General features: G+C 73.2%; 14 protein-coding genes. 4 read left to right on the top strand and 10 right to left on the bottom strand.

Going from position 1 to position 14,239, the window contains the following annotated elements; all coding sequences use genetic code 11:
- Positions 1–52: 52 nt before the first annotated feature.
- The 7 genes from CIK06_RS17220 to CIK06_RS17250 all read right to left on the bottom strand — a co-directional run bounded on the left by CIK06_RS17220 (position 53) and on the right by CIK06_RS17250 (position 7,754).
- On the bottom strand, positions 53–1,843 hold the full coding sequence (locus CIK06_RS17220; RefSeq protein ID WP_232533684.1) for a glycosyl hydrolase family 28-related protein: 1,791 nt from the start codon (positions 1,841–1,843) through the stop codon (positions 53–55).
- A gap of 624 nt (positions 1,844–2,467) precedes the next feature.
- The gene (locus tag CIK06_RS17225; RefSeq protein ID WP_095565687.1) at positions 2,468–5,068 is read right to left on the bottom strand and encodes a CHAT domain-containing protein; all 2,601 of its coding nucleotides are present in this window, start codon (positions 5,066–5,068) and stop codon (positions 2,468–2,470) included.
- Between the two features lie 16 nt (positions 5,069–5,084).
- Positions 5,085–5,381 carry a hypothetical protein gene (locus tag CIK06_RS17230; RefSeq protein ID WP_198347910.1) on the bottom strand — a complete coding sequence of 99 codons (297 nt, stop codon included), beginning with the start codon at positions 5,379–5,381 and terminating at the stop codon, positions 5,085–5,087.
- Between the two features lie 14 nt (positions 5,382–5,395).
- The gene (locus tag CIK06_RS17235; protein WP_095565689.1) at positions 5,396–5,896 is read right to left on the bottom strand and encodes a S8 family serine peptidase; all 501 of its coding nucleotides are present in this window, start codon (positions 5,894–5,896) and stop codon (positions 5,396–5,398) included.
- A 103-nt stretch (positions 5,897–5,999) separates the two neighbouring features.
- Positions 6,000–6,653 (bottom strand): hypothetical protein, encoded by a 654-nt coding sequence (locus tag CIK06_RS17240; RefSeq protein ID WP_095565690.1) that lies wholly within the window; start codon positions 6,651–6,653, stop codon positions 6,000–6,002.
- 34 nt (positions 6,654–6,687) lie between these two features.
- A complete protein-coding gene (locus CIK06_RS17245; protein WP_095565691.1) occupies positions 6,688–7,149 on the bottom strand; it encodes a hypothetical protein in 462 nt (153 codons plus the stop codon).
- Positions 7,146–7,754, bottom strand: coding sequence for an RNA polymerase sigma factor (locus tag CIK06_RS17250; protein ID WP_095565692.1), 609 nt, complete (start codon positions 7,752–7,754; stop codon positions 7,146–7,148). Before CIK06_RS17250 ends, CIK06_RS17245 begins: the two co-directional genes overlap by 4 nt.
- A gap of 427 nt (positions 7,755–8,181) precedes the next feature.
- On the opposite strand from CIK06_RS17250, the gene CIK06_RS17255 reads away from it, so the two are divergent.
- A complete protein-coding gene (locus CIK06_RS17255) occupies positions 8,182–9,792 on the top strand; it encodes a DUF6345 domain-containing protein (RefSeq protein WP_095565693.1) in 1,611 nt (536 codons plus the stop codon).
- 139 nt (positions 9,793–9,931) lie between these two features.
- On the opposite strand, the gene CIK06_RS17260 is transcribed toward CIK06_RS17255, so the two are convergent.
- Positions 9,932–10,522, bottom strand: a complete 591-nt coding sequence (locus CIK06_RS17260) for a DinB family protein (RefSeq protein ID WP_095565694.1) — start codon at positions 10,520–10,522, stop codon at positions 9,932–9,934.
- A 144-nt stretch (positions 10,523–10,666) separates the two neighbouring features.
- Here CIK06_RS17260 and CIK06_RS17265 point away from each other — a divergent pair, with 144 nt between their 5' ends.
- A complete protein-coding gene (locus tag CIK06_RS17265; RefSeq protein WP_095565695.1) occupies positions 10,667–11,272 on the top strand; it encodes a DinB family protein in 606 nt (201 codons plus the stop codon).
- 88 nt (positions 11,273–11,360) lie between these two features.
- On the opposite strand, the gene CIK06_RS17270 is transcribed toward CIK06_RS17265, so the two are convergent.
- Positions 11,361–11,861: a MarR family transcriptional regulator gene (locus CIK06_RS17270; protein WP_095565696.1), complete on the bottom strand. Its 501-nt coding sequence runs from the start codon at positions 11,859–11,861 to the stop codon at positions 11,361–11,363.
- Between the two features lie 64 nt (positions 11,862–11,925).
- Between CIK06_RS17270 and CIK06_RS17275 the strand changes: the two genes are divergently transcribed.
- Both CIK06_RS17275 and CIK06_RS17280 read left to right on the top strand, forming a co-directional pair.
- The gene (locus CIK06_RS17275; protein ID WP_095565697.1) at positions 11,926–12,759 is read left to right on the top strand and encodes an NAD(P)H-binding protein; all 834 of its coding nucleotides are present in this window, start codon (positions 11,926–11,928) and stop codon (positions 12,757–12,759) included.
- Positions 12,756–13,424 carry an NAD(P)-dependent oxidoreductase gene (locus tag CIK06_RS17280; RefSeq protein WP_095565698.1) on the top strand — a complete coding sequence of 223 codons (669 nt, stop codon included), beginning with the start codon at positions 12,756–12,758 and terminating at the stop codon, positions 13,422–13,424. The genes CIK06_RS17275 and CIK06_RS17280 overlap by 4 nt, the downstream gene beginning before the upstream one ends.
- Before the next feature lie 304 nt (positions 13,425–13,728).
- Here the strand turns inward: CIK06_RS17280 and CIK06_RS17290 are convergent, their stop codons facing one another.
- The gene (locus CIK06_RS17290; protein ID WP_232533685.1) at positions 13,729–14,220 is read right to left on the bottom strand and encodes a MarR family winged helix-turn-helix transcriptional regulator; all 492 of its coding nucleotides are present in this window, start codon (positions 14,218–14,220) and stop codon (positions 13,729–13,731) included.
- Positions 14,221–14,239 lie beyond the last annotated feature (19 nt).

Below are 14,239 nucleotides of genomic sequence, written 5' to 3' on the forward strand. Positions count from 1 at the left end.
GAGATGGCCGGACGCGCCGCCGGCACCCGGGCGGGGTGCCGGCGGCGCGGGCTCACCAGGCCGCCGGCGGGGGCGGCGGTACGACCGGCGGGCGGTCGTCGCAGGTGATGGTGTTCGGCAGCAGCCAGTCGGCGAGCCAGCCGCCGTCGTTGCCGCCGAGGTCGGTCAGGCCGAACTCGGAGCCGGCCGGGGTGAAGTTGAACGACCCGCAGTTGTTGACCCCGACCGCCCCCACGTTGCGGGCGTCGACGTTCTGGAAGGACGCGGCCCCGGCGCTGCGCGCGCTCAGCACGGAGGTGCCGGTGCCGTCGACCTGGACGTCCCGGAAGTGGATGTCGCTGATCGAGTAGAGGTCCTTCACCGACCACTCGGTGACCAGCATGATCGCGTTGTAGGTGCTGTCCAGGTACGCGTCGCCGGTGACCTCGATCCGCGCGTCGATGTCGCGGTCCAGGGCGTACACCCAGATCGCGCCGAGGCCGATGTTCCAGTTCAGCTCGTACGTGCCGGCCCGTACCGTGGTGTTGTCGGTGATCGACAGCGTTCCGGTGAACGGTTCCGCGCCGAACCGGGAGCCGACGTGCAGCGCGCTGCCCTCGCGGACCGGGTCGGCGACCAGGTTGTCCGAGACCGTGTTGTCGGTGCCGCCGTAGATCGCGATGCCGTTGGCCAGCACCGGCGACTGCACGGTGTTGTGCGCGAAGGTGTTGCGGGCGTTCCCGGTCCCCTCCGACCACATGGCCAGCCCGTCGTCGCCGGTGTTTCGGATCACGGTGTCGGCCACCAGCGAGTCGGTGACGCCGGTGTGCAGGTTCAGCCCGTCCGCGATCTGGTCGACGATCATGGTGTTGGTGATCCGCACGTTGCGCATCGGTCCGTCCAGCCAGATGCCCACCTTCGTGTGCCGGATGTGCAGCCCGTCGAAGGTGGAGTCGCTGAACGCGCCGCCGATGCCGTTGACCTGGTCGGTGTCGATGCGCTCGCGCACGTCGCCCTCGATGGCGAAGCCGGACAGGTGCACGTCGTGGCTGCCGCCCTCGGCGGCGTCCCGGCCGTAGAAGCCGACTCCGGTGTGCACGGAACCGTCCGGCGCCGGCTCGGAGAGGGTCACCTCGTGGCCCTTGATCAGGGTGTACCAGCTGCCGGCCCCCTCGATCGTCACGTCGTCGACGACGATGTGCCGGTTGACCTGGTAGACGCCCGGCGGCAGGTAGACGGGCAGCTTCGCCAGCCGGGCCAGGGTGATCGCGCGTTCGATCGCCGGTGCGGCGTCCCGGTGGCCGGTCGGGTCGGCGCCCAGGGCCAGCACGTTCACCGCGCGCAGCCGGATCCGGGGCGGGGCGACCAGTTCGGAGTCCAGCAGGTCGATGACGGTCCACGCGGCGGAGCTGCCGGCCGGCGCGGTCAGCCGGATCCGGTCCCCGGCCCGGTAGGTCCGGCCGAGCAGCAGGCGCTGTTCGTCGTAGAAGTGCTGCGGCCGGAACGGCGTGTCGATGCTCGGGTACGGGGTGGTGTCGGCCGGCACGCAGGAGCACTCGGTGATCCACCAGTCCGGGTGCAGCAGGCCGGCGCCGGGGTCGTTGCTGAACGGGTACTGGTTGTAGAGCCAGCCGTACCGGGAGGTGAGCGTCATGGTGCGCAGGTGCCGGCCGTTGGCCGCGACCGCGAGCGGCGCGGTGCTGCCGCCGCCGGTCGGCGCGTCCGGGATGCTGTAGCGCACGGTGATCGCGTTGGCCGCCGCCGGCAGGGTGAACTCGACGTGCTGGCCGGGGAGCAGCCGCACGGCCATCCGGCCGGACGCCTCGGCCGGCAGCGTGTAGGCGGCCCGGTCGGGGCCGATCACCTCGCCGTCGGTGGCGGCGTTCTCGGCCTCCTGTTCGACGAAGCCGACCCGGGCGCCGCGCCCGGCGACAAGTGCCGGGTCGAGTGCGGCCCGGGTGACCGCGGGGGCGGCACCGGCGGCGCCGGTCCGGGTGGCGGCGGTGGCGCCGGGGCCGCCGGCCCGCTCGGGGGTTGGGCGCCGGCCGGTACGCCGGCCAGGACGCCCACGACGGTGATCAGCGCGGTGGCGGTGGTGGTCGCCACGCGGCGCCGGCCCGGCCGTGCCGCGCCGGTGTCTCGGTCCATCGGATGCCTCATTCTTCCGCTCGGTGGGGGACGGTACGACCTCGGTGCGGTGCGCCCATCCGTGGAACGTCCCGGGATGGGCGGCGCGGCCGGGCCAGGTGGCGTTGCCTCGGGTATGGGGGCGAGAACCTGAGCGTGCTGAGAATTGACGGCCATGATGCCAGCGCACGACACACATACGCAATAGTTGGACTGGACGACGAAAAATCGAGGCAACGAGTTTGAAAGGAAGCGATGGTCTCCGTGATCGGGCGCCAATCAGCACCAAAGCGCACCGAGGCAACACACGGTGCGGATCAGGCCAGACCCGGTCGAGCCCCCCGGTTCCCGGGGTGGGTCCTCACCAACCGGCGCCGAAGCAGACCAGCGGGACCGGATCCGCGTCGGCGTCCACCGCCGCGGTCGCCGCGGCCAGCGCCGCCGCCGGGGACAGCCCACGGCTGAGCGCCGCGTGATGCGCCGGCGCCACCTGGTACGCCGCGGCGTCGGCGATCCGGGCCACCCCGGCCACCACGCTGCCCGCGCCGCCGTGCAGGAACGACGCGGTCATCCCCAGCGTCTCGTCGCCGGGTCGGGTACTGGCCAGACCCAGCTCGCAGGCCGACAGCACGACGTGTTCCGGCAGCCGCCCGAGCGCCTGCAGGTCGTGGCCGAACAGCGGCCCGTCGGCCAGACCCAGATGGGAGAAGAGCGGGTTGTCCGGCTCGTGCACGCCGTGCGCGGCGATGTGCAGCACGTCGGCCACCCGTGCCGCGTGCCGCACGTCGGCGGTGCTGGCCTCCTCCTCCGGCGGGTTCAGCGACCAGGTCTTGGCCACCAGCCGGATCTCGTCGGCGCCGCGCGCCAGCCCCGGGCCGGTGGCGAGGGCGACCCGCGGCGAGGCCGGCAGCCCACCGCAGTCGCGGCGGTCCAGCCAGGCGGTGACCGAGGCGACCACCGCCACCGGGCAGCCACGCAGCGTGGGCAGCATCGTCCACGGCACCGTCGCGAGGTCCGCCGAGGGCGCCAGCAGCAGCGGGCCACCGGCCAGCAGGGGACGGACCGGCTCCCACAGCAGCGCGTCCAGCCGGCGCACCGCCGCCCGGCTGGCGCTGCGGACGGTCGCCCGGATCTGTTCCGGCAGCCCGCTGACCGCCAGCGCGTCGAGGTCGTGCCGCAGTTGCCGGTGCGTCTCGATGGCCGCGGCGGCCGGTCCCAGATCCCGGACCGTCTGTCGCCGGCCGGTGGCCACCAGCGCGTGCAGCCGGTCGCCGGAGAGCAGGTGCGCCACGAAGGTGGCGTCGGCGGCGCCGAGCTGCCCGCACAGCCGGTGCAGCGGCGCCGGTTCGGTGGTCTCCCCGGCGCCGGAGGCGTACCAGGAACGCTGCCGGATGCGCTGCTCCAGCCGCCGGCACCGCGCCCGCAGGCTCGGGTCGACCCGGCCGGCCAGCGCCTGCGCGCGCAGCTCGACCCGGGCGTGGCGCAACTGTTCCAGCAGCGCGGCGGCCTCCTCGTCGGCCGGCGGCAGCACCGGGGCCAGCCGGGCCGACAGCGCCCGGGCGCGCTCCGCCCACTGGAACACCTCGGCCGGCCGGCCGGTGGACAGCGCCCAGCCGAGGCCGTCGGCGGCCAGCCGGCGGCCGTGCCCGCTCGCCGCCGTACGCAGGTCGTGGCTGCCGAACGACGCCTGGTATCGGTGCAGGTCGGCGAGGCCGGCGCGGCGTTCCCGGTTCGCCGCGGCGGTCGCACCGCGGGCCTCGGCCAGCGCGGCCCGGGCCAGCCGGGCCGACAGGCGGGTCCCGATGGGATCGTCGCGGCGCAGCAGCAGCGCCGTACCGGCCAGCTCGGCGGCCCGCTCGACGCGGTCCGACCCGCGCTCCGGCCCGGCGCGGTCCGACCCGCGCTCCGGCCCGGCGCGGTCCGACCCGCGGTCCGGCCTGGCCCGGTCCGACCCGCGGTGCGGCCCGGCGAGTGCGGCAAGCGCCGCGGTCAGCCGCGCCCGGCGGGCGTCCTCGTCCAGGCCGGCCGCCTGGAGCTGGTCGGCGAGGCCGGCCGCCTCGGTCGCCGCGGACCCCGGCCGCAGACCCTGCTCGACCCGCGCGGCCACCGACACGTGCGCCGCCAGCAGCGCCCAACTGGCCGCCCCCCGGTCGGTGAACCGCCGCCGGGCGCGGGCCGCGAGCGCGCGGGCGTCGGCCCACCGCTGCTCCAGCATCGCCACCTGGGCGCGGGCCAGTTCGGCCTCGGCCTGATCCTGGCGTACCCGGGCTGCGCGGAACAGCTCGACCGCCCGGGCCAGATCCTCGTCGGCCTCCCGGGACAGCCCCGCGGCCAGCAGCGCCTGCGCCCGGTCGATGTGGTAGACGGCGGCGTAGACCGGCGACTGGCCGGTCAGCGAGGGCGCCACCGCGTCCATCTCGCGCAGCGCCCGGGGCAGGTCGCCGGAGAGCAGCGCCAGGTAGCCCAGGTTGTGCGCGGCCTTCGCGCCCAGCAGGTCCAGCCCGTTGCGCCGGGCCAGGCCGGCGCAACGGGCGAAGTCGGCCTTGGCCGCGGCGTACCCGCCGTGCTGCATGGCCAGGATGCCGCGGTTGAGCAGCGCCCGGCAGACGTCGTGCGGCGCCGACCCGTCGAGCAGCCGCAGCGCGGCGCTGAACCCCTCCACCGCCTCGTCCACCTGGCCGGCTCGCATGTAGAGCAGGCCGCGCTGGCTGGCCGCCAGACCCCGCAGCCGGCGGGGCAGCCGCGGCACCGCCTCGGCCGCGCGGAGCAGGTCGAGACCGGCGGCGAGGTTCCGCCGCTCGGCCTCGTGATAGGCGAGGCTGATCAGGATGTGCGCGCGGCGTTGCGGATCCGGATCGTTCCGCAACGCCTGGTGCAGCAGCCGTCGGGCCAGCGCGTGCCGACCCCGCGCGTTCTCCGCGATCGCCCGCTCATGCAGTTCCGCCGCCCGCTGCAGCTCCACCGCGCCATTGTGGCAGCTACCCGGCCGGCTCCGGGGACAGGAAGGGCCAAGGATCCTGTGCGGCCACCTCGTCCACGGCCATCGAGCGGCGCGTCACCGCCGCCGGGCTGGTGTCGTCGAGGGACAGTGTGCCGGCGTCGGCCAGGCTGAGCAGCCGGGCCGCGAGGCAGCCGGCGAAGACCGGCGCCGAGAACGACGTACCGGTGCCGACCGCGAAACCGGAGCGGAAGCTGTCCGGGTCGATGGTGGCCCGCTGCCGACCGCTCGGATCGGCGGTCAGCGCCAGCGGGTTGAGACCGTTCTGGAACGTCACCGGCGCCGTGCTGATCAGAGCGGCGCCACGCTGCCAGGCGGTGACCCACGGACCGCTGTTGCTGAACAGCGCCACGGTCCGGCCGTCCGGGTTGAGCGCCCCCACCCCGCCAGCGGAGCCCGCGCCGGGTCCGACCGGGTGCTGAACGCGGCCGGGAACATGAGCCGGGTGGTGGCGTCGTTCCCGGCCGAGGCCACCACGACGATGCCCAGACCGGCGAGCCGGTCGAGCACCTCCAGCAGCACGGAGTCGTACTCCAGGTCCTCGGGCAGTTCGTGGTAGTAGCCCAGCGACAGCGAGACGATGTCGACGGGCCGGCCGTTCGGCTCCCCCGCGGCGTGCCGGCGGGCCAGCTCGTAGACCTGGTCGAGCGCGCGGATCAGGTCCGACTCGTCGATCCGGCCGTCCGAGCGGATGATCCGGATGGCCAGGATCTGCGCGTCCGGGCAGGTCTGGTGCACCAGCCCGCAGATGAAGGTGCCGTGCCCGGCCAGCGCGTCGCGTACGCCGTCCATCGGGCCGCTGATGTCCCCCGGTCCTCCGGGTCCGGGCTGGCGTGGCCGACCGGGATGGTGCTGCCGGCGTCCACCATGGTCACGTCGCGGACCACGGCCTCGGTCAGCCACGGATGCTCGCCGCAACCGGTGTCCAGGACCGCCACCACCGGCGGCCGGTTGAGCCGGCGCCGCGCGGGCGGGGCAGCATCACCGCCACCGGCCGGGTGCCGCCGAAGGCCGGGTCCGCGTACTGGGTGGCGGGCGCGCCGTACGGGTTGGCCTCGTGGTACGGGTTCGCCTCGTGGTACGGGTTGGCCTCGTGGTACGGGTTGCCGGAGACCGCGGTGGTGCCGAACATCAGATGGTCCAGGCCGACCCCGCGCAGCGTGGTGCCGCGCTCCCGGGCCGCGGCCCGGGCCTCCTGGAGCACCTGCCAGGCGTCCACCACCGCGGGTCGCTCGCCCGGCGCGAGGCGGGCCAGCAGACCGCTGACCGGATAGCCCTTGCCGTCGCGCTGTTCGAACTCGACGGTCAGGTTCAGCCGCTTCGCCGCCTCGTCCAGCAGCTCGCGCACCTCCCCCACCGCGTCGGAGCGCACCAGCAGGCGGTCGGCAAGGTACGCGGTCGGGCGCAGGCGCTGGCCCGGAAGCTGGACGGCGCTGGCGGGGTCGAGCACCCGGGCGCCGTACCGGGACAACACCCCGGGTGGCGGCAGCAGCGGGTCGGCGTCCCCGAGCGACCGTTCGTCGTCGGACGGCTTGTATGCAGCGGACACTGTATAAGCTTTCGGCTCGATCGGCGGGTGGAGGTCAGAGCTGGGTCGCGGGCGTCACCAGCGGGCGGGTCAACCGCACCGCGGGGTGGTCCGTCGGATGGATGACAAGCTGGAAGAACCCGGACGGTACGTCGGTGAAGACGAACCGGCCGTTCGCGTCGGCGACATTCTCGCGGACCTCCGACCCGGCGCGCAGGTCGACCCGCAGCGCGACGCCGGGCGCAAGCCAGCCGTCGAGCCGGTGCCGCTGCGGCCCGGAGTGCGAGATCGTGACCATCACGGTGAGCTGGTCGGAGGCGAACGTGATCGTCGAGATGCTCTCGGCGCCCCGCGCCCCGGCCGTGGCGAGCTCCTGGCTCGGGGACATCAGCTCGACGTCCAGATCGTCCAGTTCCAGCAGGAACAGCGCCCGGGTGGCCAGGTCCGCCGGCACCGGGTCGGCGGTCTCCCACATCGAGCGCAGCTCTGCCAGCAGGGCACGGTCGTCGCTGTTCATCGCGCCCTCCGCCGCGGGTCGCCGGCGAGCGCCCGACGCAGCTTGTCCAGGCACCGTCCCCGGGTGGGTCCGATGCTGCCGATGGGAATGGCCAGTTGGTTCGACAGGGTCGCGTAGTCGGGGCGGTCGTCGAAGGCGATCACCCGCAGCAGCCGCCGGCACCGCTCGGGCAGCCGGGCGACCTGCTGCCAGAGGCTGCGCGCGGCGTCGTCGGAGAGCACCTGCTCCTCCGGCCCCGGCACCACCGGGCCGATCTCGTTGAGCCGGGCCGGATCCGCCGCGTCCTCCTGGCGCTGCGCGCGGGCCAACCGCCACGCCTCGCGGCGTACCGTCGTGGTCGCCCACCGCCAGACCGCCTGCGGGTCACGCACCGAGTCGGCGTTGCGGACCAGCGCCAGCCAGGTGGTCTGCACCGCGTCCTCCGCCGTCTGAGGGTCCAGGCCGTACGCCCGGGCGATGTGCCACAACACCGGCGTCATCTGCCGTACCAGCCGGTCGAGGCCGGCCCGGTCGCCGGTCCGCCAGGCGGCGAAGTCCCGGGCGGCGGTGTCCCAGGCATCGGTCAGTCCGTCCACGGTGGCGCCTTCCAGCATGCCCCGGGTCATCACCCCTCCTCCGCCGACGCCGCCGCACCCTCCCACCGCGAACGACCGTCGTCGTCCTGCACCCGGCCTGGGCCAACGTGCGCCCAGGCCGGGTTCCCGCCCGCGATTGAAGGAGCACGAGGGGCGCCGTCCTGATACCACCGTCTTCGGCCGCCCCGTTCGACCACCGCGCAGCGTAGCGGTTCGCCGCTCGCGCGGCCACGACGGCGGGCCGGCACCTGGGAATCCGGCCCGGTCGGTCGAGCGCGGACAGCGGCAGGTTCGGGTCGGCCCGGTATCACCGCCGGGTCGCCGGACTCCTGCGCTCAGGGGACAACCACCCGGCAAAAACCACTCAAGGGGTGAGGGGATGAAAATTCATACCACGGCGAGAAAGTCCCGATCTGGTACCGCCCGCAGGCTCGGTGGCGGGCTCGCGGTCTCCGCGATGGTCGGTGCCCTGGGCCTGACCGCGACCGACGGCTCGGCCCTGGCCGCCGAGACCGAACTGCCCGTGTACGCCGTGCGCGCCGCGGGACTGGACGAGGGCCAGGCGGCCGAGCTGGGCAAGGCGTTCGGCATCGACGTCGCCCGGGAGAAGGACGGCAGCGTACGCTTCGCCGACGAGAAGGCGTTCCTGGCGGTGCCCACCGTGGACGGCGGGCAGGGCCGGGAGGACGAGGACGGCAACCCCACCACGGCCAGCCTGCTGGACGTGGCGGCGTTGAGGAAGATCAAGCCGATCGACCGCGAGACGGCACTCAGGAGCGCCTCCGAGGCGCTCGCCCGGGCCGGGCTGTACCCCGAGGGCGCCACGGCCACCGTCGGAAACACGACGTTCGAATCGGTCGACGGCAACGGCAAGTCGATCGTGTCGGCCGCGCTGGACACCACTGTCGCCTTCTCGTTCGCCCTCGACAAGCTGCCGTACGAGGGACCCGGCGCCAAGGTGCGGGTGGCCTTCGACGGCTCGGGGGCGGTCAGCCAGCTCTCGTACAGCACCCGGACCCTGGTGGCGGACGGCACCGTACCGGTGCTGGACCTGGCCGCCGGTCGGGAACGCTGCGAGAAGGCGATGGGCGGGGCCGTGACGGTCCGGGAGCCCGCGTACGCGTACTACGCGCCGGCCCTGGCCGAAAGGCTCGACCGGGTCGAGCCCAGCTTCCGCTGCGCCGGGGTGAACGGTGACGGTACGCCGGCCCAGGTCCTCTTCGTGCCCGCCGCGGTGGACGCGAGCCTGCCCGAGCTTCCGCCCCCGCCGCCGCCGCGCGACAACAGCCTGCGCGACAACGGCCTGCGCGCCAACAGCCTGGGCGCCACCGGCCTGCAGGCGTCGATCCAGGCGTACGGCGTGGCCGACGTCGGCAGCGAGGGCACCGGCCCGTGCTCCGGCCTGCCCCACACGGGCAGCAACCTGGCCTCGTTCAACAACCGGATGAGCAGCGCGGGCTACCCGGTCGAGTTCAGCTGGCTCGACCAGAACGCCTGGGAGGACGACTTCAAGGACCCGGCGTACAGCGGCCACGACAGCAACTGGACCGACCACGTCGACATGACCTACTGGCAGGGCCACGGGTCGCCGACCGGCTTCAGCTTCTCCGGGTGCAGCAGCACCGACGACACGTTCCTGTCCAACACCGAGGCCCGCTGGGGCAACGGCGACGTGGAGTGGATGAGCCTGTTCACCTGCCTGGTCCTGGCTCACGACTCGGGCGGGAAGGCATGGTGGCAGCGCTGGGGCAACGCGTTCGACGGGCTGCACCAGATCAACAGCTTCGACACCGTGTCGTACCACAGCGCCAGCCACGGCGGCACCTTCGCCAACTACATGGTGCGGACGCCGTTCCTGTGGTGGAACAAGCCGATGTCGGTGCGGGCGGCCTGGGCGCAGGCATCGATCGACGACCAGCCCAGTTCCGTACGCTGGGCCACCATGGGTCCGATCGGGCCGGGTGGCCTGGTCAACCTGAACGACTACTTCTGGGGCAAGGGGTCGGTCGGTCCGGACGTCCCCGCCACGCAGCGGACCGGCTGGTGGTACGTCTCCGGCCTGTCCTGATCCACCGAGGGGGGATGCGGGAGCGTGGTTCCGGTGCGACCGGGGCCACGCTCCCGCATGTATGCGCCCTGTCGCCGGCTGCCCCCTGCCGGGCGCCGTTGGTCCTGCCTGCGGCGCTGAGGCGCCGCGCGCCGGGGGGCTATGCGAACCGGTCGGCGAGCGTCGTCAGCCTGCTCACGTACGCGGGCCAGTCGAGGTCGGCGGGGATGTTCGTGTCCTCCCGCCGCAGGCCGATCGCGCCGTCGTGCTGCTCGCGCATCAGGTCCGCGTGGCCGGCGTGCCGGGCGATGTCGTAGATCACGTGGACGATGATCCGTTGCAGTGTCACGTCCTGCCCACCCGGCCGCCACCACGGCACCCGCCCCGGCGCGTCGAGCGGCAACTGCTCGATGGTCTGGTCGGCGAACGCCCCGACCCGACGGTACAGGTCGATCAGCCCGTCCTTTGTCTCGTCCTCCGTCGCGTACCAGTCGGCCTGCGGATCCGTCTCGTACGCCGAGGAGGGGACCAGGTCCTCCGGCGTCGGGAACTCCCGCCCGAAGGTGACGCCGAAGTAGCCGGCCTCGACGTTGAGGCAGTGCTTGACGACCCCCAGCAGGTTGTTGCCGGTCGCGGTGCGCGGCAGTCGCGCCTCACGCTCGCTCACCCCGTCGAGCTTCCAGATCAGGTCGTCGCGGGTGGCCTGGAGGTAGTGTCGCAGCGCGGCCTTCGGGTCGTTCAGTTCAGCCATGTCCGCCAGTCTGCCCCCACCCGGCCGGATCGGCTCACCCATCCGGTGCCCGCGCGCCGCTTCTCCCGTACCCCTGGCAGCCCGGACTCCCCCGCGCGCCCGGCCGGCCAGGGTGAGGTGGCGGGCCGGTCTACTGTCCCAGCCATGGAGGATGTTGACTGGAACGCGGAGCTTGTCGATCAGCTCGAATGGCACTGGCGGTACCAGCTTCGGCCCCGGCTCGACGGGTTGACCGATGACGAGTTCTTCTGGCAGCCGGTCCCCGGCTGCTGGACGCTGAGCCGCCGCGGCCGGAGTTCCGCACCCAGGTCGATCGGCACGGGCGAGTTCACGCTGGATTGTGCGCGGCTGGACGGTGCCGGGTTGGAGCATGCCGACCCGCCGCCCGGTCCCGCGCCGGTGACCACGATCGCCTGGCGGATGGCGCACCTCATCGACGTGTTCGGGCCGCCGAGCGTGCCGCACTTCCAGGTGCCGGTCGACGGTCGCCCGACGCTCGACTACCCCGGCACCGCCGAGGCGGCGCTGCGCCAGCTCGACCACGGGTACGACGCATGGGTCCGCGATGTCCGCGGCCTCGGTGCGGCGGGAATTGCCCGGCCACAGGGGGAACTGTCGCCGCCACAGTTCGCCGACGCGCCGATCGCGAAGCTCATCCTGCACATCCACCGGGAAGTCATCCACCACGGGGCCGAGATATCGCTGCTGCGCGACCTGTACGTGTGGAAGGGCACGCGAAGCCACGTCTGAAAGGGTGCTTGGACGAGGCTCGCCCCGTAGCGAGCCGAGGCCAGGTTCCGGGTCCGGCGCTGCACGACCGCCGGCACGGGGATGATCATCACCGAGGGGCGGCCTGCTCGCCGGTGGCGAGTTGCTGCGCGGCGTTCCTTCCCGCGATGGCGGCCATGCGCATGAAGTCGGCGAGTAGTTCCAGTTGGCTCTGGTCGTATCCGGCACAGATCTCGTCCAGCGCGGAATTCATGCCGGAGTACAGGCGGAACACCTCACGGCTGCGTTCCGGCAACGCTCGAACCATCACCACACGGCGGTCCTGAACGTCCCGCTCGCGAGCCACCCAGCCGGCGCGCTGGAGGCGGTCGAGGACGCCGGTCAGGGTGGCGGGGTGGACACCGGCCAGGCGGGCCAGAGCAGACGGGCTCAGTGGACCGTGCCGACTGATCAGATCGAGGCAGTCCAGATCGCCGTCCTTGACGGCGATCTGGTTGCCGACCTGCCGGTTGAGTGTCGACAGCTCGTTACGCAGGTCTCGTAGCGAATCCTTGATCTGCGTCGTGAGCCTACGTCGGTCGTCGGCACGGTTGGATGATACGGAACTCATATGTTATCTTCCTCGTAGCACTATCGTATGACCTTCATATGATACGACTCACGAGGGGTTGTCGATGTTTCTGATCACCGGCGCCACCGGCGTCGTCGGCCGGGAAACCGTCCGACTCCTGGTCGAGCGGGGAGCGAGGGTGACAGCCGTCACCCGCAACCCGCACTCGCACTTCCCCCCGGGGACCGAGCTCGTCCACCCCACCCACATGGCCGCCCTTGACGGGGTGGAGGGCATCCTGTTCAGTCCGCGTGCCACCGGGCCGCTGGCCGTCGGCCTGCTGGATCGCGTCCGGGAGCGGGGCGCGAGCAGGGTCGTCGCGCTGTCCGCCATCACCGTGCAGTACCCGGCCGGACTCGCCCGCTTCCGGCGGCAGTTCCAGGCCGCCGAGGATCTCGCCACGGGTTCCGGCCTGGACTGGACCGTCCTGCGGTGCGCCGACTTCGCCGCCAACACCCTCGCCTGGGCCGGGCAGATCCGGGCCACCGGGACCGTGCGGGGCGCGTACCCGCAGGCGCGGACCGCGACCGTCGACGAGCGCGACATCGCCGCGGTGGCCGCCCTCGCCCTGACCGACCCGCGCCACGCCGGTCAGACGTACGCGCTCACCGGCGAGCGGGCGCTGAGCCAGCCGGAGAAGGTCGCCGCGCTCGGCGCGGCACTCGGTCGCGCGCTGTCGTTCGCTGAGACCACCCCGGAGGAGATCCGTCGCGACATGCTCGCGGCCGGCCTCCCCGACGAGATCCCCGACCGGCTGCTCGGCTCACTCGCCGACCATGCCCGCGAGGCCGGACCCGCCACCGACACCGTGCGGCGGCTGCTGGGCCGCCCGGCCGGCACCTACGCCGCGTGGGCGGCCGACCACCGCGCCGCATTCGCCACCGGAGGACACCGATGAAGCTCACCGTCATCGCCGCGACCGGCGGCATCGGACGACACCTGGTCGCGCAGGCGGTCGCCGCCGGGCACGACGTCACCGCCGTGGCCCGCCGCCCGCAGGAACTGCCAGCCGACGTCCGCGCGGTCGCCGTCGACCTCACCCGGCCCGACCAGCCCGCGCTGGCCTCGGCCGTCCGCGGAGCCGACGCCGTGCTGTCCGCCCTCGGCCCACGAAACCCGCGCACCGACGCAGGCATCACCTCCCGGGGCACCCGCGCGATCATCTCCGCGATGCAGGAAACCCACACCCAGCGGATCATCATCGTCAGCGCCGCGCCGGTCGGAACCGTGCCGGTGCCCGGCCAACCAAGGCCACCCCGACACGACCCCGGCGACGGCTTCTTCATGCGTTACCTGGGAACCCCACTGACCCACGCCCTTTTCGGCCGGCACTACGCCGACCTCGCCGTCACCGAGCAACTCCTACGTGACAGCGGCCTGGAGTGGACGATCTCCCGGCCGCCCAAACTCACCGACAGGCCGGCGACCGGCCAGTACCGCACCGCACTCAACCGCAACATTCGAGGAGGCATCACCGTGCCGCGCGCCGACGTCGCCCACCACATGATCGCTGTGATCAACCAGCCCGACACGATCCGACAGACCATCGGAATCGCGAGCTGAGCACGATCCAGCCGAGATGCTCCGGCGTACAGCCAGTCCAGCCATGGCGAGAGTTGCGCCAGCGGCGCCGGCAGATCGGGGGTTCGCAGGACCAGCAGGGCGCAGATCATCCGCATCCAGGTGGTTCCGCTTTTGGACCGGGTGCTGATGACGATGTCGCCGGGTCGGAACGGGAAGGCGAGCCAACGGGCGCTGTCTTCCTCCGCGGACCGGTAACGCACCGGGGTCGGCATCCGGGTCAGTCTAGGGTGCGGGGCCGCACGGGTCCCGACGCACCGCGGTCCTCGCCACGCCCGCGGCGGGGTCAGCGGTCCGGCTCGGTGAGCCGCCCGAAGTCGGTGACGAAGCGGGGCAGCAGGCGGGCCAGCGCCGCGCGGTCGTCGTCGCTCCAGGTACGGGTGGCCTCGGCGACCGCCTGCCGGCGGAAGTCGTGGATGCGGGCGATCGTTTCCTCGCCGCTGGCGGTGAGGATCAGCAGCGAGCGGCGCCCGTCCCGCTGATCGGCTTCCCGGCGGACCAGCCCGGCCTGCAGGGCCAGGGCCGCGAGCCGGCTGGCACGCGGCTGGTCCACGTCGAGTTGGTTGGCCACGTCGGTGACGGTGGCGCTCTCGCCGCGTTCGCCGGCCGCCGCCAGAACGTCGAGGAACTCGAACACGGCGTCCGGCGGCCCGTCGGCGTCCCGGCCGCCACGGCGGCGGGACAGGCCCGCGAGGGCGCGGCGCCGCTGCGCCCGGCGCAGTGCCACGAGCGCGGCTTCGATGCCGGCGACCTGGCTGGCCTTGTCGGTCACGACCACCTCATGCATAATCGAGTAC

Origin of the sequence: Plantactinospora sp. KBS50 (assembly GCF_002285795.1) — a bacterium.
In the GTDB taxonomy this organism is placed as follows: Bacteria; Actinomycetota; Actinomycetes; order Mycobacteriales; family Micromonosporaceae; genus KBS50.